Annotated in this window: 19 protein-coding genes and 1 pseudogene; 6 read left to right on the forward strand and 14 right to left on the reverse strand. The window is 69.1% G+C overall.

Annotation, left to right across the window (positions count from 1 at the left end):
- Positions 1 to 66: 66 nt before the first annotated feature.
- The 9 genes from hflX to dusB all read right to left on the reverse strand — a co-directional run bounded on the left by hflX (position 67) and on the right by dusB (position 12,182).
- Positions 67 to 1,458, reverse strand: a complete 1,392-nt coding sequence (gene hflX, locus TW83_RS06710; RefSeq protein WP_084697312.1) for a GTPase HflX — start codon at positions 1,456 to 1,458, stop codon at positions 67 to 69.
- Positions 1,459 to 1,692, reverse strand: coding sequence for an RNA chaperone Hfq (gene hfq / locus TW83_RS06715; protein WP_042250201.1), 234 nt, complete (start codon positions 1,690 to 1,692; stop codon positions 1,459 to 1,461). It abuts the gene before it with no gap.
- A 114-nt stretch (positions 1,693 to 1,806) separates the two neighbouring features.
- Complete coding sequence (locus TW83_RS06720; RefSeq protein ID WP_045982008.1) at positions 1,807 to 3,438, reverse strand: potassium transporter TrkG; 1,632 nt, start codon at positions 3,436 to 3,438, stop codon at positions 1,807 to 1,809.
- Positions 3,439 to 3,448: 10 nt separating this feature from the next.
- Positions 3,449 to 4,825, reverse strand: coding sequence for a Trk system potassium transporter TrkA (trkA, locus tag TW83_RS06725; protein WP_045982009.1), 1,377 nt, complete (start codon positions 4,823 to 4,825; stop codon positions 3,449 to 3,451).
- Between the two features lie 65 nt (positions 4,826 to 4,890).
- Positions 4,891 to 6,282: a sigma-54 dependent transcriptional regulator gene (locus TW83_RS06730; protein ID WP_045982010.1), complete on the reverse strand. Its 1,392-nt coding sequence runs from the start codon at positions 6,280 to 6,282 to the stop codon at positions 4,891 to 4,893.
- Positions 6,279 to 8,540, reverse strand: a complete 2,262-nt coding sequence (locus tag TW83_RS06735) for a PAS domain-containing sensor histidine kinase (RefSeq protein ID WP_045982011.1) — start codon at positions 8,538 to 8,540, stop codon at positions 6,279 to 6,281. The genes TW83_RS06730 and TW83_RS06735 overlap by 4 nt, the downstream gene beginning before the upstream one ends.
- Positions 8,541 to 8,613: 73 nt before the next feature.
- Entirely contained in the window at positions 8,614 to 10,059 is a 1,446-nt protein-coding gene (locus TW83_RS06740; RefSeq protein WP_045982012.1) for a sigma-54 dependent transcriptional regulator, read from the reverse strand.
- 12 nt (positions 10,060 to 10,071) lie between these two features.
- Positions 10,072 to 11,184: an ATP-binding protein gene (locus tag TW83_RS06745; RefSeq protein ID WP_045982013.1), complete on the reverse strand. Its 1,113-nt coding sequence runs from the start codon at positions 11,182 to 11,184 to the stop codon at positions 10,072 to 10,074.
- Positions 11,181 to 12,182, reverse strand: a complete 1,002-nt coding sequence (gene dusB / locus TW83_RS06750; RefSeq protein ID WP_045982022.1) for a tRNA dihydrouridine synthase DusB — start codon at positions 12,180 to 12,182, stop codon at positions 11,181 to 11,183. Before dusB ends, TW83_RS06745 begins: the two co-directional genes overlap by 4 nt.
- A gap of 241 nt (positions 12,183 to 12,423) precedes the next feature.
- Between dusB and TW83_RS06755 the strand changes: the two genes are divergently transcribed.
- Positions 12,424 to 13,806 carry an L-serine ammonia-lyase gene (locus TW83_RS06755; protein ID WP_045982014.1) on the forward strand — a complete coding sequence of 461 codons (1,383 nt, stop codon included), beginning with the start codon at positions 12,424 to 12,426 and terminating at the stop codon, positions 13,804 to 13,806.
- Here the strand turns inward: TW83_RS06755 and TW83_RS06760 are convergent.
- Positions 13,803 to 14,894, reverse strand: coding sequence for a PAS domain-containing sensor histidine kinase (locus TW83_RS06760; protein ID WP_045982015.1), 1,092 nt, complete (start codon positions 14,892 to 14,894; stop codon positions 13,803 to 13,805). The genes TW83_RS06755 and TW83_RS06760 overlap by 4 nt on opposite strands.
- Positions 14,895 to 15,153: 259 nt before the next feature.
- Here TW83_RS06760 and TW83_RS06765 point away from each other — a divergent pair, with 259 nt between their 5' ends.
- The 3 genes from TW83_RS06765 to TW83_RS06775 all read left to right on the forward strand — a co-directional run bounded on the left by TW83_RS06765 (position 15,154) and on the right by TW83_RS06775 (position 18,672).
- Positions 15,154 to 15,714 carry a hypothetical protein gene (locus TW83_RS06765; RefSeq protein ID WP_045982016.1) on the forward strand — a complete coding sequence of 187 codons (561 nt, stop codon included), beginning with the start codon at positions 15,154 to 15,156 and terminating at the stop codon, positions 15,712 to 15,714.
- A 112-nt stretch (positions 15,715 to 15,826) separates the two neighbouring features.
- Entirely contained in the window at positions 15,827 to 18,013 is a 2,187-nt protein-coding gene (locus TW83_RS06770; RefSeq protein ID WP_052714681.1) for a YjbH domain-containing protein, read from the forward strand.
- Positions 18,014 to 18,021: 8 nt separating this feature from the next.
- On the forward strand, positions 18,022 to 18,672 hold the full coding sequence (locus TW83_RS06775; protein WP_239441299.1) for a YjbF family lipoprotein: 651 nt from the start codon (positions 18,022 to 18,024) through the stop codon (positions 18,670 to 18,672).
- Between the two features lie 152 nt (positions 18,673 to 18,824).
- Here the strand turns inward: TW83_RS06775 and TW83_RS06780 are convergent, their stop codons facing one another.
- The 4 genes and pseudogenes from TW83_RS06780 to TW83_RS06795 all read right to left on the reverse strand — a co-directional run bounded on the left by TW83_RS06780 (position 18,825) and on the right by TW83_RS06795 (position 21,220).
- Positions 18,825 to 19,034, reverse strand: a complete 210-nt coding sequence (locus TW83_RS06780; RefSeq protein WP_042250225.1) for a hypothetical protein — start codon at positions 19,032 to 19,034, stop codon at positions 18,825 to 18,827.
- Positions 19,035 to 19,226: 192 nt separating this feature from the next.
- Positions 19,227 to 20,009, reverse strand: a complete 783-nt coding sequence (locus TW83_RS06785) for a metal ABC transporter permease (protein ID WP_045982018.1) — start codon at positions 20,007 to 20,009, stop codon at positions 19,227 to 19,229.
- A gap of 324 nt (positions 20,010 to 20,333) precedes the next feature.
- Positions 20,334 to 20,795 (reverse strand): annotated as a pseudogene (locus tag TW83_RS21975) (ATP-binding cassette domain-containing protein); the annotation flags it as partial.
- Positions 20,792 to 21,220, reverse strand: a complete 429-nt coding sequence (locus tag TW83_RS06795) for a Fur family transcriptional regulator (protein WP_206692756.1) — start codon at positions 21,218 to 21,220, stop codon at positions 20,792 to 20,794. The gene TW83_RS06795 and the pseudogene TW83_RS21975, both read right to left, overlap by 4 nt.
- Positions 21,221 to 21,416: 196 nt before the next feature.
- Between TW83_RS06795 and TW83_RS06800 the strand changes: the two genes are divergently transcribed.
- Positions 21,417 to 22,436, forward strand: a complete 1,020-nt coding sequence (locus TW83_RS06800) for a zinc ABC transporter substrate-binding protein (protein ID WP_045982020.1) — start codon at positions 21,417 to 21,419, stop codon at positions 22,434 to 22,436.
- A gap of 150 nt (positions 22,437 to 22,586) precedes the next feature.
- The gene (locus tag TW83_RS19570) at positions 22,587 to 22,763 is read left to right on the forward strand and encodes a hemin uptake protein HemP (RefSeq protein WP_064503568.1); all 177 of its coding nucleotides are present in this window, start codon (positions 22,587 to 22,589) and stop codon (positions 22,761 to 22,763) included.
- Positions 22,764 to 22,968: the final 205 nt, after the last annotated feature.

The raw sequence follows: 22,968 nt of genomic DNA on the forward strand, positions 1-22,968 counted from the left end.
AGCCCCATCCCGGCGGGGGGTGCGGGGGGCTGGCCCCCCGCCCTTCCGTCGCGGGACGCAAGGGGCTCAGTCCGCCGGGTGCCACCCGCCGCTGCGCGGCTCTTCGGGTTCGTCATCCTCGTCGGCCTCGGTGGCCGTGCCGGTGAACGCCTGGAACGCGCCTTTCTGCCGCGCGGTCCAGCGCAGATCCAGATGCAGCCCGTCCTCGCCTGCCTCCTCGCGCTCGACCACGCCGGCCTCGTGCAGCCAGGCACGGCTGCGCCCATCGGCAAAATCCAGCACCACCTGCCCCTCCACGCGCGGCTCGTCCAGAACCTCGCCCAGCTGACGGTCGATGGCGGCGATCAGGTCGTCCAGCCCCTCGCCCGACAGGGCACTGACCGCCTGCACGCCCTCGGTGCGGGCATCGGTGCGGCGCAGGGCCGCGCGGGTGTCGTCGCCCAGGGCGTCGATCTTGTTCCAGACCTCGATCGCGGCCACATCCTCGTCCACGCCCAGGCTGTCCAGGATCGCGGCCACGTCATGGGCCTGCTCCTCGGTCTCGGGGTGGCTGATGTCGCGCACATGCAGGATCAGGTCGGCCTCCAGCACCTCCTCCAGCGTGGCGCGGAAGGCCGCGACCAGCTCGGTCGGCAGATCGCTGATAAAGCCCACCGTGTCCGACAGGATCACCTTGCGCCCCGAATTCGCGCCCTGCGCGTCAGGCAGGCGGATCGCCCGCATGGTGGGGTCCAGCGTCGCGAACAGCATGTCCTTGACGAAGACGTCCGCCCCGGTCAGCCGGTTGAACAGCGTCGATTTCCCGGCGTTGGTGTATCCCACCAGCGCGACGATCGGATAGGGCACCTTCGCACGCGATGCGCGGTGCAGGCTGCGGGTCTTGACCACGCGGTCCAGCTGCCGGCGCAGGCGCGTCATCTGGTCGTCGATGGCGCGACGGTCGGCCTCGATCTGCGTCTCGCCGGGACCGCCCACGAAGCCCAACCCGCCGCGCTGACGCTCCAGGTGGGTCCAGGCACGAACCAGCCGCGTGCGCTGATAGGACAGTGCCGCCAGCTCGACCTGCAGGACGCCCTCGCGGGTGCGGGCACGGTCGGCGAAGATCTCCAGGATCAGCCCGGTCCGGTCCAGAAGCTTGACGCCCCAGTCCTTCTCCAGGTTGCGCTGCTGGACCGGGGTCACCGGCCCGTCGATCAACACCAGTTCAACCTCAAGCGCCTCAAGGCGCTCCTTGATCTCGGCCAGCTTGCCCTTGCCGAACAGCTTGCCGGCATTGGGCTCGCGCAGATTGGCGACCTCGGATCCGACCATCTCGATGCCCGGCAGGGCAAGGGCCAGCGACACGGCCTCGGCCAACGCATGCTCGGGCTCGCGCCGTTGGGTACGGGCGCGGCCCAGATCGGGGTGGATCACATAGGCGCGTGTCGGCTTGGCTGCGGTTTCCGTCAGTTCGGCCAATCAATCCTCGCCTTCGTACAGGGTGATGGGCTGGCCCGGCATGATCGTGCTTATCGCATGCTTGTAGACCAGTTGCGACTGTCCGTCGCGGCGCAGCAGGACGCAGAAGTTGTCGAACCAGGTGATGACGCCTTGCAGCTTGACACCGTTGATCAAAAAGATGGTGACGGGCACCTTGGCCTTGCGGACATGGTTCAGGAACGCATCCTGCAGGTTCTGCTTGTCGCCAGCCATTTGTTTATCGTCCGTTTTTCACTGTCCCTGTCCGTTCAACATCTAAGCCGATGCCCCACCCCATGCAAGCATGGCGGATTTCGCGAAAACGCGAAGGCAACATTTGGGCCACACCTAGCGGCGCCAGAACTCCGGAGAGAACAGCGCCAGCACCGCCAGCGTCTCGATCCGGCCCAGGACCATCGCGCAGGCCAGCACCGCCTTGGTGAAATCGGGCAGGCCCGACCAACCCTCCCACGGCGCGGAGGCGATTCCGGCGGTACCTTCGAAGGCGGGCGTCAGGGGAATGGCGCTGGCCAGCGGGCCGGCATTGGTCAGCGCGGCGATGGACAGGATGGTCGCGGTCTCGAACTCGATGGCGTGGATGGACACCAGGCTGACCACCAGCGCGATCGAAATCGCGAACAGCATGAAGAAGATGAAGGCCAGATAGGCGCCTTCGCGACGCAACCTGCGAGCGATTCGCCCGCCGCCGGACACGGAATGGGGGTGAATGATCCGCTCCATCTCGCGCTGGCCGTGGGTGGCCAGCGCATAGACGCGCAGCAGCTTGACGCCCCCCGCGGTCGTGGCGATCCCGCCCCCCATCAGTGCCAGCCCCGCCAGGACCAGCCCCGGCGCGTCCAGCCCCGACCAGGACCGCGCCCCCGCCCAGGCGACAGAGGTCCAGCCGGTCGTGGTCAGATAGCTCAGCGCGCTGAACATGCTGCCCCACATGGCCGACAGGGCGCGCCCTACCTCGGCCATGCCGGTCGGATCGGGGGGCGCCGCGCGGTCGACCTCGATCGCGCCCAGGAAATGGCGCAGGAACAGCATCACGCCCACCCCCAGAACCAGGCCCAGCGCCATGCGCAGTTCGGGGTCCTCGATCAGCCGCTCGGTCGCGCGCAGTTCCGCGCCCCCGGGCCAGAAGCGCCGTGACAGGGCGGGGATCAGGAAGATAAAGACCAGCATCTCTCCGGGAATGCCCGAAGCCTCGCCCGACGGCCCGATCACCGGAGAGATGCCCGACGTCGACAGCGTCCCCATCGCCCGCGTCAGCGCCACGAAGGACGGATCGCCCAGCATCAGCAGCCCCACCCACAGCACCAGCGTGAAGCCCAGATAGAGTGGGCCCACCTGCAGGGCGGCGCGGCCCAGCCGGCTGGCGGGATCCGCCAGCTGCGTGTCGAAGCTGGGATCGGACAGGTGCAGGACCGGGCGGCGCGGCTGGTCCGACGGCGGCAGGTGCTCTCGGTATTCCTCGCGGCCATAGGGGTTCGACATGATCTCGAACCCGCCGACGCGCAGCGGCGCCAAGATCGCGACCGCCGCCACCAGCACGAAAAAGCCCCCCATCCAGCCCACCATCGACCGCCACAGATGCAGCGGCAGCGGCAGCAGGTCGGCCGAATAAAGCGACGCCCCGGTGGTGGTCAGCGACGACACCATCTCCCACCAGGCGTTGAAGAATCCCGTGTCGGGCTGACTTTCCGCAAAGGGCACGGCCAGCAGCAGCGGCAGCAGCCCATAGACCCCCAGCATCAGCAGCAGCATCTCTCGCGCGGTCTGGCCACGGGGGTTGGCCTGCGCCGCAAGCCCGATCAGCCCGCAGAAGGTCAGCGTCAGCAGCGCCGCATAGAAGAAGTTGCGCGCGATTGCGGCGTATCCCGTGACCGAGGCAAAACCCGCGGGCGCCAGCATCAGCACCGCCGCCAGCCCGACCAGCAGCACCAGCAGCGGCATCCGCAGAAGAAAGCCCGTCATCCCCCGACCCTCAGAAGAAGTCGATCGAGACCTGCAACAGGCGCTCGACTTCGGGGACGTCCTTGGTCAGGGCAAAGATCAGCACGATGTCGCCCTCGTCGATGCGGGTGTCGGCCAGCGGCTTGACCACCCGGTCGCCCTTGCGGACCGCACCCAGCAGCGCGCCTTCGGGGAAGTCGATGTCGCGGATCGCGCGGCCCGCCATGGGGCTGGTGGACAGGACCTGCGCCTCCATCACCTCGGCCTCGGCGTCGCCGACGGAATAGATGTCGCGCACGCGCCCGTGGCGGATGTGGCGCAGGATCGTGGACACGGTCGTCGATCGCGGGTTGATATAGGCGTCGATGTCCAGCGCCCCCATCAGCGGCACCAGCGTGGGGTCGTTGATCAGCGCGATGGCCATTTTCGCCCCCGCCTGCTTGGCGCGCACCGAGGCCAGGATGTTGGTCTTGTCGTCGTCGGTGACCGCCAGGACGGCGTCGGCCTGGGGGACGGCGGCCTCGTCCAGGATCTCGGCGGACAGGCCGTCGCCGTTCAGCACGATGGTCCGTTCCAGACGGTCGGCCGCGAATTCGGCACGCCCCCGGTCGCGTTCGATCAGCTTGGCGCGGATGCGGTCCGGCCGCGCCTCCAGCGCCTGCGCCACGGCCAGGCCCACGTTCCCTGCCCCGATGATGGTCACACGCTCCTGCTTGCGGGCGGGCTTGCCAAAGATGTCCAGCGTGCGCGCCACGTCGTCGATGTGGCAGAAGACATAGATCTGGTCTTCGGCGAACAGCTGATCGCCCGGTTCTGGCGCGAACAGCCGCCCCTTGCGGCGCACCCCCGCCACGATGGCACGCAGGCTGGAGAACAGCTCGGTCAGCTGGCGCAACGGCGTGTTCAGCGCCGGGCAGTCCGGTTCCAGGTCGATCCCCAGCAGCTGGATCTTGCCGTCCATGAAGGTCTCGACGTCGAAGGTCGACGGGGCCGACAAGCGCTGCAGGGCAGCCAGCGCGACCTCGCGTTCGGGACTGATGACCACGTCGATGGGCAAGTGCTCGGTGCGGTACAGATCGGAATAGATCGCGTCCAGATAGGCGCCTGACCGCAGGCGGGCGATCTTGCGCGGCACCTGGAAGATCGAATGCGCGACCTGGCAGGTGACCATGTTCACCTCGTCCGAATGGGTCGCGGCGATGATCAGGTCGGCGTCGCGCGCGCCTGCGCTGTCCAGGATGTCGGGATGGCTGGCAAAACCCGTCACCCCCTGCACGTCCAGCGATTCCGTGGCCCGGCGCACCAGGTCGGGATTGTTGTCGATGACGGTGACATCGTTGCGCTCGCCCGACAGGTGGCGCGCGATCTGCCAGCCGACCTGCCCTGCCCCGCAGATGATGATCTTCATGCGTCACCCTTCCTGTCCCGCGCCCCCTTGCCTAAGCCGGGCGCGCGGTCCGCGCAAGCGGCAGGCTATTTGCCCATCATCAACTCGTCCTCGCCGCGCATCCCGCCGACGACCCCAAGCGACTTCAGCTTGCGGTGCAGCGCGCTGCGCTCCATGCCGACGAACTGCGCGGTGCGGCTGATGTTGCCGCCGAACCGGTTGATCTGGGCGACCAGGTATTCACGCTCGAACAGCTCGCGCGCCTCGCGCAGCGCCATCGCGGTGACCGACGGCCCCAGGCTCAGCGTGTCGCTGTTGTCCGGCGTGGCCCCCTGGGGCTCCAGTTCGGACGGCAGGATCGGCCCGTGGCTTTCCGCCAGGATCAGCACGCGTTCGATCACGTTGCGCAGCTGGCGGATGTTGCCGGGCCAGCGCATCGACTGCAGCGCGGCCACGGTCTCCTCGGGCAGATCGCGCGGCGTCAGGCCCTGGTTCTTGTGGAACTGCTCGATGAAATGGCGCGCCAGGGCCGCGATGTCGTCGCGCCGGTCGGCCAGCGACGGCACCGCGATGGGCACCACGTTCAGCCGGTCGAACAGCTCCTGCCGGAACCGGCCGGCGGCGATTTCCGCCACCAGGTCGCGGTTCGTCGACGACAGCACCCGCAGGTCGACCCGTACCTTGTCCGCGCCGCCCGCGCGCACGAACTGCTGTTCGGTCAGCACCCGCAGGATCTTGGGCTGGGTGCCCATGGGCATGTCGCCCACCTCGTCGAAATAGATGATGCCGCCATGCGCCTGCTCCAGCAGGCCCGGCTCTATCCCGCGTTCGGGGGATTCGCGGCCGAACAGCACCTCCTCCATGCGCTCGGGCTCGATCGTGGCACAGGGGACGGTGACGAAAGGCGCCGACGCGCGCGGGCTGTGCGCGTGGATATAGCGCGCGGCGCTCTCCTTGCCGGTGCCGGGTTCGCCCGCCAGCATCACCCGGCCGTTGGACCGCGCCACCTTGTCCAGCGCGTCGCGCAGCCGCTTGAAGGCCGCGGACTGGCCCAGCATGTCGGCCACGCGGTCGCCGCCGCGCCGCAGGCTGCTGTTTTCGCGGCGCAGGCGGGCGGTCTCCATCGCGCGGTTGATGACGACCATCAGCTGGTCGATGTTGAAGGGCTTCTCGATGAAATCGTACGCCCCCTGCTTGATCGCGGCGACCGCGATCTCGATGTTGCCATGCCCCGAGATGATGATGACCGGCACGTCGGGATTGTTGCGCTTGACCTGTTTCAGGATGTCGATCCCGTCCATGCGGCTGTCCTTCAGCCAGATGTCCAGGATCATCAGCGACGGCTCGCGGTCGTTCAGGGCCGCCACGGCCTCGTCCGAATTCGCGGCCATGCGGGTGTCAAAGCCTTCGTCGCGCAGGATGTCGGCGATCAGTTCGCGGATGTCGCGTTCATCATCGACGATCAGGATGTCGTTCATGGTGTCGCCTCGTCTTTTTCTTGTCTGCTCTTGGTCTTGGGCCCCCGCACGGGATGGCGTTCGCGGGGCAGCCGGATCTCGGCCATGGCGCCCGGCGGATCGGGCGCATCGGTCAGGGACAGGCTGCCGCCATGTTCCTCGACGATCTTCTTGACGATGGGCAGGCCCAGCCCGGTGCCGTGGCTTTTCAGCGTCACATAGGGTTCGAACAGCCGCGACCGGTCGGCGGGCAGGCCCGGCCCGGTATCGGTGATGCGGATGCAGACGGATTCGGGCTGCACCTCCAGCGCGACGGCGATCTTCGGCGTCCAGCCGGGGATCGCCTGCGCGGCCTGTTCGTCAATGGCCTCTCCGGCGTTCTTCAGCAGGTTGGTCAGCGCCTGGCGCATCATCCCCGCGTCGCAGTCGACGATCACCGGCTCCTCCGGGATGTCGCGGACGATGGTCGCGTGCAGGGCATCCTGCTGCAACAGCAGCACCTGGCGCAGCAGCGCGGCCAGGTCCGTCTCGGCGCGGTCGGGTTCGGGCATGCGGGCAAAGCGGCTGAACTCGTCCACGATCCGGCGCAGGTCGTTCGTCTGGCGGATGATCACCTCGGTGTACTGGTCCAGCGCGGCGCGGTCGCCCTCGGCCGCCAGCGGGCCGAACTTGCGGCGCAGGCGTTCGGCGGACAGCTGGATGGGCGTCAGCGGGTTCTTGATCTCATGGGCCACGCGGCGGGCGACGTCGCCCCAGGCGGCCATCCGCTGCGCGCTGACCAGCTCGGTCACGTCGTCGAAGGCCACCACGTATCCCTCCAGCGCGCCGTCCGCGCCCCGGCGCACGGCCATGCGGACCAGTAGGCTCTCCACCCGGCCCTCGCGCATCAGGCGGACCTCGTCCTGGATCGTCTCGGCGACCGAGGCGGACAGGCGCGCGAACAGCGGCGCGAATTCCGGCACCACCTCGGACAGCAGGGCATCGATGTCGCGTTTCGCATCCAGCCCCAGAAGCCGGCTGGCCGAGCGGTTGACGAAGTCGATCTCTCCGGCCGCGTCCAGCCCGATGACCCCCGAGGTGACCGAGGTCAGCACGTTGTCGAACAGCCGCCGCTGGTCATCGGACAGGCGATAGCTCTCGACCAGCTCCTCGCGCTGGGTCTTCAACTGGCGGGTCATGCGGTTGAAGGCCTGGCCCAGGGTCTGGATCTCGTCCCCGGTGCGGACCTCGGGAACCTGCACGTCCAGATCGCCGCGCCCCACGCGGTCGGTCGCCTGCGCCAGAAGGCCGATGGGCCGCGACAGGCGGGACGCGAACCAAAGCCCCAGCCAGATCGCCGCCGCCACCAGCAGCAGCGCAAAGCCCAGATAAACCAGCGAAAACTCCAGCAGGACCTGGCTGCGCATCGCCTCCAGCTGGCGGTAATCGCCCGCGGTCGCCCGCGTGTCGTCCACCAGCCCCAACAGGTCGCCATCCACGTCGCGTGTCACGTACAGGTATCGGTCGGCCAGCGGCGGCAGCGCGACAAGCGCGCGGAACTCGTCATTCGCCCAATCCTCGATGAGAGCGATGCCGTCGGCCTGCGCGCGGTCCAGCTGGTCGGCGCCCGGCGCCTCGTACCAGAACAGATAGCTCCGCTCGCCCCGGGCGCGGATCTCTCCGGCGCCGTTGATGATATAGGCTTCGCGCAGTCCGCGCTGGATCAGGCCCTGGCCCTGCACCAGCAGCTCGCGCATCTCTCCGTCCTCGATCAGGGGATTGGCGCGCCCCGCACGGGTCAGGATGCTGGCCAGCGCGCGCGCATCCTCGGTCAGATCGCCGCGATGTTCCGCGTGATAGGCCTCGGCCGCGGCCTGGGACGTGGTCACGACCTGCTGCACGCGGTCGGAGAACCAGCCCTCCAGCCCGATGTTGACCAGAAATCCCGCGAACAGCGCGACCAGCACCGTGGGCACCAGCGCCAGCCCGCCAAAGATCGCGACCAGCCGTGCATGCAGGCGCGATGCGGGCGCCGTGCTGCGCCGGGCCGAGATCAGCCGCGCCATGCGCGCGACGATGAACCCGATCAGCACGATCAGAAAGGCCAGGTCCGACAGCAGGACCACCCGCAGGGTCGCGCCCTGCATGCCCCGACCGAACGGCCCCATCACCGCCAGCGTCGCCACGGCCAGCGCCACGCCCGACAGCACGATGCCCCAGGTCAGCGCCCCGCGCCACGGTCGGGGCAATCGGATACGGGCCAGCCTGTCCCAGCTGAGCCCCGATGCCAAACCTGCCATATCCCCCACTTGCCGTCTTTCGCGGCTTTTGTTGCGGGCGCGCGTGTCCTTCGCGCTGGTCCCTGTGGCGGTTTTACATCAGTTTGCGCCTCCGTGTCACCTCGATATTCAGCTCGGTCAGTTTCTTGCGCAACGTATTGCGGTTGATCCCCAGCAGATCGGCACAACGCAGCTGGTTTCCCCCGGTCGCATCCAGTGCCACCTGCAGCAGCGGGCGTTCCACCTCGCGCAGGATGCGGTCATAGAGGCCCGGCGGCGGCAGCGCGTCGCCATGCAGGTCGAAATAGCGCTGCAGATGCGCCTCGACCGAATCCGACAGGCGCGATCCGACCTGGGGCAGGCTGACGACGCCCGCGGGTTCGGGCGCGGGGGCAAGGGCCGATACCGGCGCCGCCGCGGGGGTGCGGTGCCCCGACTGCTGGGACAGCGCCTCGCGCATCTCGGCGGTGCTGATGGCGGGGCCGCTGGCAGTCAAGGCCAGGCGGCGCATCATGTTCTCCAGCTCGCGGACGTTGCCCGGGAACGGATGGGCGCGCAGCATGGCGGCCGCATCGTCCGACAGCATCCGCTCCGGCAGGCCCTGCGCGGCGGCACGGGCCAGCAGATGCGCCGCCAGCGGCAGGATGTCGTCCACCCGCGCGCGCAGGGGCGGCACGCTGACGGTGACGCCCGCCAGGCGGTAATACAGGTCCGACCGCAACCGACCCGCCGCCACGTCGGCCTGCGGATCGGACCCGGTGGTCGCCACGATGCGGGGCGCATGGGCGCGGTCGGGGCCGGCCTCCATCGTCTCGATCAGGCCGATCAGGCGGGCCTGCGCGCCTGTGTCGAACCCGGCCGGGTTCTCGATGATGATCGTGCCGCCGCGGGCCTTGTCGGCGGCGCGGGCGATCGCCTCCTCGGTCGCGTCGGACGAGGTCAGGACCGCAAGCCCCCGGTCGCGCCGGTCCGACAGCTCGTGAAAGCTGCGCGCGATGGTGGTCTTGCCCACCCCCGCCTCTCCGGCGATGATCACCGGCAGGTCGGCGTTCAGCACCCGCGCGACCATGCGGAACAGCGCCTGCATCGATGGTGCGTGACCGATCAGCGGCATGGCCGGGTCCGCCGCCTCGCGCGGGGCGGGCAGCGGTTCGGGGATCGGGTCGGACTTGCGCGGGCGGCGCGACAGGGCCTCGTTCGCCTTGGACATCAGGTCCGGAAGATCGAAGGGCTTGGGCAGGTATTCGAACGCCTCGGCCTCGGTCGCGCGGATCGCGGTGACGATGGTGTTCTGGGCCGAGATCACGATCACCGGCAGGTCTGGCCGCGCCTCGCGGATGGCGGGGATGCGGTCGATGCCGTTGCCGTCGGGCATCATCACGTCGGTAATGACCAGGTCGCCGCGCCCCTCCTCGACCCATTTCAGCAGCTGCGCCAGGCTGCCCGTGGCGTGGACGCGGCATCCCGCGCGGGTCAGCGCCTGCGTCAGCACCGTGCGGATGGTGCGATCGTCGTCAGCAATCAGAACGGTGCCGTCCATGGGTTCAGGTCCTTATGCCTTGGGCAGGGAGATGCGGAACACGGTGCGACCGGGGCGGCTGTCCACCCGGATCAGCGCGCCGTGGTCGGTGATGATCTTGCTGACCAGCGCGAGGCCAAGCCCGGTGCCGTTCTCGCGGCCCGAGACGAAGGGCTCGAACACCTGGTCGGCGATAGCCGGGGGGAAACCGGGGCCGTTGTCCTCGATCTCGATCTGCAGGGGCAGCGGGCGGCCCGTGGGATCGGTCTCGTCGGGGGGACGGCGCAGCGTGTGGTCGTAATGGGTGCGCAGGCGGATCGCGCCGCCGGCCTTGCCGTCCAGCGCCTCGGACGCGTTCTTGACCAGGTTCAGGCAGACCTGCACCAGCTGGTCCGCGTCCGCCAGCGCCGCAGGCAGCGAGGGGTCGTAATCGGTCACGATCTGCACGTCGCGCGCAAAGCCCGCCTTGGCCGACCGGCGCACCTGTTCCAGCACGTCGTGCACGTTCAGCGCCGACAGGCGCGGGGCCGAGGTGTCCCCGAACCGTTCGACCTGGTCCAGAAGCGCCACGATGCGGCGCGATTCCGCGACGATCATCTCGGCCATCTCGCGGTCCTCGGGGGTGGCGTTCATGGCCATCAGCTGGGCCGCGCCACGGATGCCCGCCAGGGGGTTCTTGATCTCGTGGGCCAGCATCTCGGCCATGCCGATGGCGCTGCGGGCGGCGCTGCGGACATGGCGGGCCTGGTGCGCGCCATCATCGTCCTGCGGCACGATCAGCAGCGACACCGACCCGCCGGCCCCGTCCGCGGGGCCCGCATGCACGGCCGCCCGCCGCGCCTGGTGGTTGCCGGTCCGGTCGCCGATCTCGAACTGGACGCTGGTCTGGTACAGCGCCTCCTCGCTGGCGCGCACGCGGGCCAGCAGCGGCCCCAGGCCTGGCTGCAGGCGCAGGCGCATCGACATCTCGTCCCCGTCCAGCGCGCGGCCCAGGGTCGAGTTGCGCGACAGGTTCAACCAGATCTCGGCGGCGTCGTTCATCGCGGCCACGCGTCCGTCGGCGTCCAGGATCAGCGCGGGCAGCGGCAGCGCCGCCCAGCCCGGTCCGGGGGCCGCCTCACGGAAATCGCGCGGCCGAGGCGTCATGCAGCCACCCCCGCGGCATCGCCGAAGGCACGGGCGATCAGGTCCAGCGTCGCGCGGGGCGTGTCGGCCCGCATCATCTGGTCGCGCAGCGGGGCGCCGTTCGCATCGGCATACCAGCCCAGATGCTTGCGCGCGACGCGCAGGCCCAGATCGGTGCCATAGAAGTCCAGGATGTCCTCGTAATGCTCGGCCACCAGATCGGCCAGCGCCGCGCCCTGCGGCACGTCGGGCGCGGGCGTGCCCCACAGGTCATGCGCGATCTGCGCCAGGATCCAGGGCCGCCCCTGCGCGCCGCGACCGACCATCACCGCATCCGCCCCCGACGCCTCCAGGGCCGCACGGGCGCTGGCGGCATCGACGACGTCGCCATTGGCCACCAGCGGCGGGCGCGCCGGCAGGTCGGCCACCGCGCGGATCGCGGACCAGTCGGCCTGCCCCTTGTAGAACTGCGCCCGCGTGCGGCCATGCACGGTCAGCATCGCGACCCCCGCATCGCGCGCCCGCGCCGCCAGATCGGCCGCGTTCAGGCAGTCGTCGTCCCAGCCCAGCCGCATCTTCAGCGTGACGGGCACGTCGACCGCCCCCACGACCGCATCGACCAGCGTCATCGCATGATCCAGGTCGCGCATCAGCGCCGCGCCGGACAGCCCGCCGGTGACCTTCTTGGCGGGACAGCCCATGTTGATGTCGATGACACGCGCCCCCATGCCGGCCACGATGCGCGCGGTCTCGGCCATCGGTGCGGCTTCGCGGCCCGCGATCTGGACGCTGACGGGCAGCGCACCTTCGGTCAGCGCCTTGGCGCGCACGGCGGCACGTGTCGACGGGCGCGGCGTCACCATCTCGGTCGAGGCGACCATCTCGGACACCATCAGGCCCGCGCCGAACCGCGCGACCGCGCGGCGGCAGGGGACATCGGTGATCCCGGCCATCGGCGCCAGGAAGACCGGCGGGCCAAGGGGTGTGTCACCAAGCATGATCGGGTCGGGCAATCGCATGTTCTGTTCCTTCACCCCGGGGCAGACCGCCCGCAAGAACGGCAGGGGGCGGCTGGCCTGCCCAAATCGCAGGCGCGTCCCGGTTGCCTGCAAACCGGGCATGTTGCAATCATCTTAAGCAGACCGCGCGCCAAGGCTGCAAGCGGGCCGATGTCGCAACCGGAACCGGAAGCGACGTGGACGGTGGTGGCGGCGGGGCCTGCGTCGTGCTTGGATGGGCGCGGAAATGCAAGGGGGTGCCATGTTTCTGTCGGTGTTCGATCTGTTCAAGCTGGGGGTGGGGCCCTCCTCCTCGCACACGATGGGGCCGATGGTGGCCGGCCAGCGGTTCCTCGACTCCCTGCGGGTGCAGCCGTTCCGCGCGCATGGGCTGCGCGCCAGCCTGCATGGCAGCCTAGCCTTCACCGGCAAGGGTCACGCAACCGACCGCGCGACGATCCTGGGTCTTGCGGGCTTCACCCCCGCCAGCATGGACATGGACGCGGCCGAGGCCGCGCTGGCCCGCAACCGAGAGACCCGGCTGCTGGAACCGCAGGGGCTGGGCACACTGGTCTTCGACCCCGAACGCGACCTGCGGTTCGATTACGACCACACCCTGCCCGGCCATGCCAACGGCATGACCCTGTCGGCGACAGACGCTCAGGGCGACGTGATCTATCACCAGATCTACTACTCGATCGGCGGTGGCTTCGTGATGACCGACCAGGAACTGGCCGACAAGGCGGGCGCGGTGCGCAGCGATGCCACGTCCAGCGTGCCCTATCCCTTTGCCAGCGCGGCCGAAATGCTGGAGATGGCCCAGGCCTCGGGCAAGTCCATCGCCCGCATGAAGGAGGCCAACGAGCTGTGCTTTCGGTCCCGTCCCGACATGCTGGCGGGGCTGGACCGCATCTGGACCGCAATGCGCGACTGCATGGACCGCGGCCTGTCGACGGAAGGCGTCCTGCCCGGCGGGCTGCACGTGCGCCGGCGGGCCAAGGCGATCCACGCCAAGCTGATCGAGGAACGCGGCCTGAACATGACCGCGCCCCATGTGATCAACGACTGGATGTCGGCCTATGCGATGGCCGTGAACGAGGAGAACGCCGCCGGGGGTCAGGTCGTCACCGCACCCACGAACGGCGCCGCCGGCACGGTGCCCGCGGTGATCCGCTATTGGCTGGACCATGTGCCGGGCGCGTCCGAACGGCTGCTGCCCGATTTCCTGCTGACGGCGGCGGCGGTGGGCGGGCTGATCAAGCACAACGCCTCGATCTCGGGCGCGGAATGCGGCTGCCAGGCCGAGGTCGGATCGGCCGCCGCGATGGCCGCCGCGGGCCTGGCCGCCGTCCTGGGCGGCACCCCCCAGCAGGTCGAGAACGCCGCCGAGATCGCGCTGGAGCATCACCTGGGCATGACCTGCGACCCGGTGCGTGGCCTGGTCCAGGTGCCCTGCATCGAGCGGAACGGGCTGGGCGCGATCAAGGCCGTGGCGGCCGCCAGCCTGGCGCTGCGCGGCGACGGCAGCCACATCGTGCCCCTGGACGCCGCCATCGAGACGATGCGCCAGACCGGCCGCGACATGTCCGAGAAGTACAAGGAGACGTCGCTTGGCGGCTTGGCCGTGAACGTCCCGAACTGTTAGGGGGTCAGCTGCCCGCGCAGCGTGTAATGCAGGCCCTGGGGCAGGAATTCGGCCTGCCCCTCGCCGTTGAAATAGGCCGGGACGATCATGTTCACCAGGCGCGACCCGAACCCTTCGCGCGTGGGCGCGGCCACGACCTGACCGCCGGTCTCCTGCCAGTCCAGCGCAAAGTCGTCGCCCATGACCGACCAGGTCAGGTCGACCATGCCCAGCGGGCTGGCCAGCGCGCCGTATTTTGCCGCATTCGTCGCCAGTTCGTACAGGGCCAGCGACAGGCCGACTGCCTGCTGGCTGCTCAGCGGCACGGGCGGGCCGGACAGGCGGATGCGGTCGTTCCCGACCAGATGGGCGCCGATAGATCGGGCCATCACCTCGGTGATGTCGGCGCTTTCGCCCAGGCCCGTGAACAGGCCCTGTGCCTTGGCCAGCGCCATGATGCGCGCGCCGACCGTGTCGCGGGCCTCCTGGATGCTGGTCGCGTTGCGCAGGCTGGAGGACACCACGGTCGAGGTCACCGACAGGATGTTCTTGATCCGGTGCAGCAGCTCTTCCTGCATGACCTGCTGGTTGCGGCGTGCCAGCACCAGCGCAGTCATGTCCACGGTGATGTTCATCAGACCCGCCACGCTGCCGTCGTCGTCGTAAAGCGGGCTGTAGCTGAAGGTCCAGAACGTCTCCTCGTCGAACCCGTTGCGGGTCATGACAAGGCGCATCTCCTCGGAATAGGTGCCGCGGCCTGACAGCGTCTGGTCGACCAGCGGCTTGACGTCGTCCCAGACATCCGCCCAGATCTGCTGGAAGGGCTGACCCAGGGCCCGCGCCTCCTTGCGACCCAGGACGGGCGCATAGGCGTCGTTGTACAGCATGATCAGCTCGGGGCCCCAGAACATGCAGGACGCGTGCCGCTGCGCCAGCATCATCCGCACCGCGGTCGTCAGCGCGACCGACCAGCCCGAGATCGACCCCAGGGGCGTGGCCTGCCAGTCAAAGTTTCCGGTCGCACGCGCCATCGGCCCGTCGTCCCAGGAAAATCGCGCCGGTTCGGGCCGCGCGGCGGGGCCCCGGGCGTGCTGTGCCGATCCCGTCATGTGGGTGCCACCAGAGAGAACATCACCGAAACCTATGCCGGTTCCCGTATGATATTCAACGAATAACCCTCGATGCAGCCGGTTTCGCACCAATAATCATCATTTATCAACAAGGTGAACCGTCCGGTGCGGCCGATCCATGCGGCGGCGACATGCCGGGACGGGGGCGTGACGCTTGCCCCCCGTCGCTGCGGTTGCTAACGCTTGGCAGACAGTGATCCCGCGACAAATCCGCCCAGAACCAGAAGGCCAAAGCCCCATGTTCCCCCGCCTTGCCATCCTTGCCCTGATGACCCTGCCCCTGGCCGCCTGCGACACCCAGGTGATGACCGACCTGCGACGCGGGGTCGGCCTGGACGACGCCGCGGCCCAGCCCGAGGAGCCGACCGGCCCGCGTCCGCCCGCCGTCTCTCCGCTGGAACAGCCGATCGAGACGGGCACGGTCGGGCGCGTCGTGCCCACCGCGGAACCGGTGACCTATCGCACCACCGCCTTCGTGGCGGGCGGGAACGAACCGGCCTGGAACGTCCAGGTCAGCGGCGACACGGCCGTCTATCGCACGGCCGACAACCAGGCCGGGCGCCAGATCCCGGTGAACCGCCTGGTCTTCAGCGAGGGCGTCGAATACATCGGCGTGCTGGGCGGGCGGCCCTTCGTGCTGAACCTGCGGGCGGCGAAGTGCAAGGACAGCATGGTCGACGAGACCTATCCGCTGACCGCACGCCTGACCGTGAACGGCCAGACCCAGCCCGGCTGTGCACAGCCCGCCGCCCCGGCCGCACCCGCCACAGCCGAGGCCGCACCGGCCGCTGCCGGTTGACCTGCGCGCACGGCTCACACATTCGTGTGTCGATCCGTGCCGCAAAGCCTGCCACTGCGCCTGACGATCCTGCCCTGCCCGCCCTGATCCTGCCGCCGAAAGGAAGCCGCCGATGCGCCGCTCGCGACTGACCCGCCAGCTGATGGCCACCACCCTGCCCCTGGCCCTGATCGTGGGGTCGGGCGTCGGCGTCGCGACCGCCGACCCGATGCTGGGGCGCAACATGTCGACCTATGGCCTGCCCGGCGGCATCGACACGCCTACGGCCGAGACGATGCCCGACGGCAGCTTGGGCGCGACGCTGTCGCTGTCCGACTATGCCCGACGCGGCAACGTCTTCTTCCAGGCGCTGCCGGGGCTGACGACGGTTCTGCGCTATGGTCGCGTCGACGGGATCAACGATTACCGGCAGGAGGGGTTCATCTCGGACCGCTCGCTGGACCTGCGCTATCAGATCGTGAACGAGGACGGCTGGCGCCCCGCGGTGGCCGTCGGCCTCCAGGATTTCCTGGGCACCGGCGTCTATTCGGGTGAATACATCGTGGCGACGCGCAACGTGACGCCGACGGTGCGCGCATCGGTCGGCCTGGGCTGGGGCACGCTGGCGGGCAAGCCGCGCATCATCGACGTCGGCGACGAGGGCGGGACGCCCAATGTCGAGGACTGGTTCACCGGCGGGGCCAAGCCCTTCGCCTCGGTCAGCTGGCAGGTCAACGACCGCCTGAATCTGGTCGCGGAATACTCCAACGACATCTATCGCGCTCGCTACAGCGACGGCAACGAATACCAGCAGGGCGACGAGCCGGGCAGCAACATCAACCTTGCCGCCAACTACCGCTTTGGCCGCAACTACGAGGCCGGGCTCTATACCATCGGCGGAGAGACGATCGGCGCCCAGTTCACCATCGCGCTGAACCCGCGCGACGCCACCTATCCATCGGGCCTGGAAAGCGCGCCGGCCCCGGTGCGTCCGCGGCCGGCCCCCGCGCAGGACCCCGAGGGCTGGTCGGGCAGCTGGTCGCAGGACCCGACCGCCCAGCCCGCCATCCAGAAGGCCCTGGGCGACGGCATGGCCGACGAGGGGATGCTGCTGGAAAGCATGGCCCTGGCGCCGACCCGCGCCGAGGTCCGCCTGCGCAACCAGCGCTACATCAACCAGGCCGAGGCCGTGGGGCGCACCGCGCGCCTGATGACCCGCGCCCTGCCCCCGTCGGTCGAGACCTTCGTGATCACCTCGACCAGCGACGGGATGCCGACCTCGTCGGTGACCCTGCGCCGCAGCGATGTCGAGCGGCTGGAGAACACCGAGGCCGGACAGATCGCCGCCGCATCCACCCTGTCGGACGCCGCACCGGGCGCGCCGGGGCTGGTGGCCAGCCAGGGCCTCTATCCGCGGTTCCGCTGGTCGGTGAAGCCCTATCTGGACCTGGGCATCTTCAGCGCCGAGGACGGACTGACCCACGAGGTCGGCGCCGAGGCGCGTGCCAGCTATGAGCTGATGCCCGGCCTGATCGCCACCGGCGCCCTGCGCCAGCGCGCCTTCGGCGACATCGGTCAGCGCGGACCGGGCATTCCGGGCCAGCGGGGCGAATATTACAGCCCCGACGAGTATGAATCGAACCCCGCCCTGGAAACCACGCCGCAGGGCGTGCCGCGGGTGCGGTCCGACACGCGGATGTACACGGGCAATTCCAGCCCGGTGATCCCGGAACTGACGCTGGCTTGGTACGCCAAGCCGTCGGACGCGATCTATACCCGCGTGACCGTGGGCCTGCTGGAACGCGCGTATGGCGGCGTCTCGGCCGAGGCGCTGTGGAAGCCCGCCAATTCGCCCCTGGGCTTTGGCGCCGAGATCAACCGCGTCCGCAAGCGTGACTTCGACCAGCTGTTCGACTTCCGCGACTATGAGGTCACGACCGGCCACGTCTCGGCATACTATGAGTTCACGCAGGGCTTCACCGCCCAGCTGGATGTCGGCCAGTACCTGGCGGGGGACGTCGGTGCGACCGTGACCCTGGCGCGCGAGTTCGCGAACGGATGGCAGATCGGCGCCTATGCCACCAAGACCGACCTGTCGGCCGAGGAGTTCGGCGAGGGCAGCTTCGACAAGGGCGTGACCCTGTCGATCCCGCTTGGCTGGGCCACGGGCCAGGCCAGCCGCGACCGCGTGTCGACCAACATCCGCTCGCTGTCGCGCGACGGCGGATCGCGGGTCAATGTCAACGGACGCCTGTACGACCGTGTTCGCGAAAGCCACACCGTCGATCTTTACGAAGGCTGGGGGAGGTTCTGGCGATGAGCAGAGCGATGCAGACGCGCGCAATCCTGGCCGGGGTGGCCCTGGCCGCCCTGTCGGCCTGCGGCAATACCGGCGCGGACGAGGCCGGGGCCAGCCCGTTGTCGGTTCTGGCCCAGACCGCGACCCAGGCCATCACGGCCCGCGGGGCGGCCCAGCCGGCGCAACCCGCCCGCAACCCCCAGCAGGCCGCGGCCGAGGCGTTGCGCGTCAATCCCGGCCCGCTGATCCAGGCGACCTTCGAAAGCCCTGCCCGCACGCAGGTCCTGGCGCTGACGGGGACGAACGGTGCCATGCGCACCTACATGACCCCCGACGAACAGGCGGTGATCCTGCGCGGCGGCATGCTGATCGGCACGCGCGGTCTGGGCCGCGACCTGTCGGTGGCGGAACCGGGGACCGAGGCGCTGATCCGGGCGGGCCAGTCCGGCAGCGGCACGCGCGTCATGCGCTATCTGTCGGGCGACGGGCTGGAACGGCCGCTGCAGTTTTCGTGCACCACTGCGCCCGGCCCCAACCCCGGCGTGATCCTGGAGACCTGCGAAGGGCACGGCGCGACCTTCCAGAACAACTATCTGGTCCAGAACGGGCAGATCCCCGTATCGCGCCAATGGATCGGGCCGGGCCTGGGCTATGTGACCATCCAGACGCTGCGTCCCTGACAAGCAACACCGGAACGGAAAGACCGGCCCTTTGCGGGGCCGGTTTTTTCATGCGCGGGTGCCATGGCGGGCAGGCCTGCGTGCAACGAAAAAGGGGCTGGCCAAAGGCCAGCCCCTTGTGGCTCGGACCGTGCGAACGATCCGATCCGATATCAGCTGTCGTCGTCGTCCGAAGCGACTGCGGCGATGACGCCCAGCAGCAGCAGGGCGGGGACGACCAGGCCAGCGTTCGAGGAAGCGGGCTGCTCCTCGACGATGACGGGCTCGACTTCCACGACGGGGGCGACATAGCCACCGGCCAGAGCCGAGGTTGCGGTCAGGCCGAGAGCGGCCGCGAAAGTAGCGAATTTGGTCATGATCATGCTCCGTTTCGATTGACGGCTGCCATTTCTGGCAACATCGAGGCGACAGTTACACAAACCCGAACAGTTGAAAAGCAGCATTGAATTGATTCCCCCGTGGGCTTGCAACCACTGTTGCATATTGGCCAACACCTGTTTCGGCACTTGGTTCCGGCCCCCGCAAACCCCCGGAAAAACTGTGACAATTCGGCACTATGCCCGGCGAAGTGCCTGTGAGACGACGAAAAAGATCGCCGCCGCGGTCACGATCGAGGGACCCGCCGGCGTGTCGAGTCGCAAACTGGCCCACAACCCCAGGATGACGGATGCGGCGGCGATCAGGGCGGCGCCGGCGGCCATCCGCTCGGGGGTCCGGGCCCATGTGCGGGCCGCCGCCGCCGGCACGATCAGCATCGCCGAAATCAGGAGCGAGCCCACCACTCGAATCGCCAGCGCGACCACCACGGCCAGCGCCAGCGACAGGACCAGGCGCTCGACCCGCGGGTCGATCCCCGCGGCCATGGCCAGCTCCTCGTTCAGGCTGCTGGTCACAAGCCGTTGCCAACGCAGGGCCAGGACCGCCAGAACCAGCGCCGCCCCCGTCCAGATCAGCACCAGGTCGGCACGGCCCACCGCCAGGATGTCGCCGAACAGATAGCTGGACAGATCGGACCGCGCGGCAGGCACGAAGCTGATCGCGACCAGGCCCACGGCCAGCGCGGAATGCGACAGCACGCCCAGGATCGTGTCCATCGCCTGCCCTCGCGTCACCAGCGCCGACACCAGGCAGGCCATCGCCACCGCAACCGCAAGTGTCCCGGCATAGATCGACACCTCGAAGGCCAGCGCCATCGCGACGCCCAGGATGGCGGCATGGGCGGTCGAATCGCCGAAATAGGCCATCCGCCGCCAGACCACGAAACTGCCCAGCGGTCCCGCCACCAGGGCCAGCCCCAACCCCGCCAGAACGGCGCGCATGAAGAAATCGTCAAGCATCGATGGTCACCCCTGCGCCCGGTCGGCGTGGTCATGGCCGCATCCCGGCCCGTGGACATGCGGCGTCAGGTCGTGGTCGTGGTCGTGGCGGTGCTGGTACAGCGCCAGCGTGCCCTCGGCCCCGGCGCCGAACAGGGCGCGGTATTCGGGGGCGGTGCTGACATGCTGGGGCGTGCCCTCGCAGCAGACATGCCCGTTAAGGCAGACCACCCGGTCCGACGACCGCATGACCACCAGCAGATCGTGGCTGACCATCAGCACGGCCGCGCCGGTCTGCCGGCGCACCTCCTCGATCAGCTGATAGAAGGCCACGATGCCCGGCTGATCCAGCCCCTGCGTGGGTTCGTCCAGGACCAGCAGATGCGGGTCCGCCAGCAAGGCCCGCGCCAGCAGCACCCGCTGGAACTGGCCGCCCGACAGCTGGGTCAGTTGCCGCGCACCAAGGCCCGGAACGCCGGTGCGGACCAGCGCATCCTCGGCCTGGTCGTCGGAAACGCGCACGGGCAGCGACAGGAACCGGCGCACGGTCATCGGAATGGCCGTGTCCAGCTGAACCCGCTGCGGCACATAGCCGATGCGCAGTCCCTGCCGCCGCGTCACCGCGCCCGAGGCCAGCGGCATGTGCCCCAGCAGCGCCCGGATCAGCGACGACTTGCCCGACCCGTTCGGGCCGACGACGGTCACGATCTCGGCGGGGCGGATGCGGAAATCGACCTGCGCCAGCACCGGTTCGGTCGTGCCGGGGCGATGGATCGTCAGCGCGCGGGATTCGATCAGCGAGGTCATGCGACGCCTTCGGCGGCACAGGTGGCGCAGAGGCCCAGCGCCTCGATCGTGGCGCGTTCGACGCGGAACCCGCCCTGGGCCGCGACCGCGGTCAGCGCATCGCGGATCGGGGCGGCGGCGGCCTCTGCGACCTTGTCGCAACTGCGGCAGATCAGGAAGGCCGGATGATGGTCGTGCCCCGGATGCAGGCAGGCCGCAAAGGCGTTCAGCCGCTGCAGGCGGTGGGCCAGCCCATGCGTGACCAGAAACTCCAGCGCGCGATAGGCGACGGGGGGTTGGCGGCCGAACCCTTCGGTCGCCAGGCGGTCCAGCACCTCATAGGCGCCCATCGCGCGGTGGCTCTCCAGCAGGATCTCCAGCGTGCGGCGGCGGACGGGGGTCAGGCGCGCGCCCTGCTCGGCCAGCCGGGCCGCAGCCTCGTCCAGCGCACGGTGCGCGCATTCGCGGTGGTCATGCGGCGCAAAGGTCGCGGCGATGACATGGTCGTGGTCGTGGTCGTGGTCTGGCACGGGGGTCCTTCACGCAGCGATGCGTTACTTTATTACAATGCGGTTGACTTGTTACCCTGTAACACACAGAACCCTGCCATCGCAACAAATCCGCCCTGCAAAGGAGATCCCGATGCGCAGCCCTGCATCCCTTGCCGCCATCCTGTCACTGACCGCCGCCCCTGCCCTGGCCGCCCCGCAGGTCGTCACAGACCTGGTCCCCACCGGCGCCCTGGTCCAGGAGGTCATGGGCGATCTGGCCGAGGTGCGCGTCCTGCTGCCCCAGGGGGCCAGCGCGCATCATTACCAGATGCGCCCGTCGGACGCCCAGGCGCTGCAGGGTGCCGATGTGGTGATCTGGATGGGACCCGAGCTGACGCCCTGGCTGTCGCGGGCGTCGGAAACCCTGTCGGGGGCCACGCAGCTGCGCCTGCTGGAGGTCGAGGGCGTCGCCCTGCGCGACTATGCCGGTGCGGCGTCGGAGGGTGACGCGGACCATGGCGACCATGCGGGGCATGACGACCACGCGGATCACGCCGATCACGATCACGGTGATCATGCCGACCACGACCACGACCACGACCACGACCACGACCACGGGGACCATGCGGGGCATGATCATGTCCATGCCGGCACCGATCCTCATGCCTGGCTGAACCCCGCCAACGCGGCGCCCTGGCTTGACGCCATCGTCGCGACGCTGTCCGAGCAGGATCCCCAGAACGCCGCCACCTATCGCGCCAATGCGGATGCGGCGGCCGAACGCATCGCCGCTTTGGACGACACGTTGCGCGAACGCCTTGCCCCGCATGCGCAGGACCGGTTCGTCGTGTTCCACGACGCCTATGGCCATTTCACAGATCACTTTGGCTTGCAGCCTGCGATCGCCGTGTCGCTTGGGGACGCCTCGACCCCGTCCGCGGCGCGCATCGACCAGATCCGCACCCAGATCGCTGATTCCGGAGCCGTCTGCGCCTTTCCGGAATACGCCCATGATGCCGGCCTGATCACCACCGTGACCGAGGGCAGCGACATCCGCACCGGCGGCGAACTGAGCCCCGAGGGCGGCACGCTGTCCCCCGGGGCGGGCCAGTACGAGGTTCTGTTGACACAGATGGCAGACACCATCGTCGATTGCCTTGCCGATCACTGATCGCCTGTCCGGGCCGCCTTCGCGGCGGTCCGAACCACCTGTCAGCGGGTCGAAATCCGATCGCGAAGAATCCTGACTATTTTACTTTGACAAACCTGAACGAATTTGTCAGCATTGGGGCATCATCACTGTCCCAGCATGAGGCTGACCATGACCGCAACGCGCCCCGCCGATTTCACCCGCCCCGGCACCGCCATCCTGGCCCGGATGCCGCAGCATGACGCCACCGCCCTCACGCAGGGCGGAAACCAAGCGCTGATCGTCCTGGACGAGCAGGTCTATCAGTTGCGGATCACCCGCGCAGGCAAGCTGATCCTGACGAAATAGTCGTCCGACCTTAGCAAAAGGGCCGCCCTACGGGGCGGCCCTTTCGTCATGCGTGCTGTCGCCTGTCAGCCGCGGGGCTTGCCGCCGGGGCGGCCGCCGCCCTGCGGGCGATCTCCGCGCGGAGCGCCGAACGGCTTGGCCCCGCCCGGCCGCGGCTTGCCTTGAAACTTGCCGCCCGCATCACCACGCGGACCGCCGAACGGCT

Source organism: Paracoccus sp. S4493, from assembly GCF_000967735.1.
GTDB classification, from domain to species: Bacteria; Pseudomonadota; Alphaproteobacteria; order Rhodobacterales; family Rhodobacteraceae; genus Paracoccus; species Paracoccus marcusii.

Excerpts from the sequence above, each read along its gene's own strand:
- dusB (WP_045982022.1), bottom strand. The coding sequence starts at position 12,182 with ATGCGATTGCCCGACCCGATCATGCTTGGTGACACACCCCTTGGCCCG.
- TW83_RS06730 (WP_045982010.1), bottom strand. The coding sequence starts at position 6,282 with ATGAACGACATCCTGATCGTCGATGATGAACGCGACATCCGCGAACTG.
- TW83_RS06775 (WP_239441299.1), top strand. The coding sequence starts at position 18,022 with ATGCAGACGCGCGCAATCCTGGCCGGGGTGGCCCTGGCCGCCCTGTCG.
- TW83_RS06745 (WP_045982013.1), bottom strand. The coding sequence starts at position 11,184 with ATGACGCCTCGGCCGCGCGATTTCCGTGAGGCGGCCCCCGGACCGGGC.
- TW83_RS06765 (WP_045982016.1), top strand. The coding sequence starts at position 15,154 with ATGTTCCCCCGCCTTGCCATCCTTGCCCTGATGACCCTGCCCCTGGCC.
- TW83_RS19570 (WP_064503568.1), top strand. The coding sequence starts at position 22,587 with ATGACCGCAACGCGCCCCGCCGATTTCACCCGCCCCGGCACCGCCATC.
- TW83_RS06720 (WP_045982008.1), bottom strand. The coding sequence starts at position 3,438 with ATGACGGGCTTTCTTCTGCGGATGCCGCTGCTGGTGCTGCTGGTCGGG.
- TW83_RS06740 (WP_045982012.1), bottom strand. The coding sequence starts at position 10,059 with ATGGACGGCACCGTTCTGATTGCTGACGACGATCGCACCATCCGCACG.
- TW83_RS06760 (WP_045982015.1), bottom strand. The coding sequence starts at position 14,894 with ATGACGGGATCGGCACAGCACGCCCGGGGCCCCGCCGCGCGGCCCGAA.
- trkA (WP_045982009.1), bottom strand. The coding sequence starts at position 4,825 with ATGAAGATCATCATCTGCGGGGCAGGGCAGGTCGGCTGGCAGATCGCG.
- TW83_RS06735 (WP_045982011.1), bottom strand. The coding sequence starts at position 8,540 with ATGGCAGGTTTGGCATCGGGGCTCAGCTGGGACAGGCTGGCCCGTATC.
- TW83_RS06800 (WP_045982020.1), top strand. The coding sequence starts at position 21,417 with ATGCGCAGCCCTGCATCCCTTGCCGCCATCCTGTCACTGACCGCCGCC.
- TW83_RS06770 (WP_052714681.1), top strand. The coding sequence starts at position 15,827 with ATGCGCCGCTCGCGACTGACCCGCCAGCTGATGGCCACCACCCTGCCC.
- TW83_RS06785 (WP_045982018.1), bottom strand. The coding sequence starts at position 20,009 with ATGCTTGACGATTTCTTCATGCGCGCCGTTCTGGCGGGGTTGGGGCTG.
- TW83_RS06780 (WP_042250225.1), bottom strand. The coding sequence starts at position 19,034 with ATGATCATGACCAAATTCGCTACTTTCGCGGCCGCTCTCGGCCTGACC.
- TW83_RS06755 (WP_045982014.1), top strand. The coding sequence starts at position 12,424 with ATGTTTCTGTCGGTGTTCGATCTGTTCAAGCTGGGGGTGGGGCCCTCC.
- hfq (WP_042250201.1), bottom strand. The coding sequence starts at position 1,692 with ATGGCTGGCGACAAGCAGAACCTGCAGGATGCGTTCCTGAACCATGTC.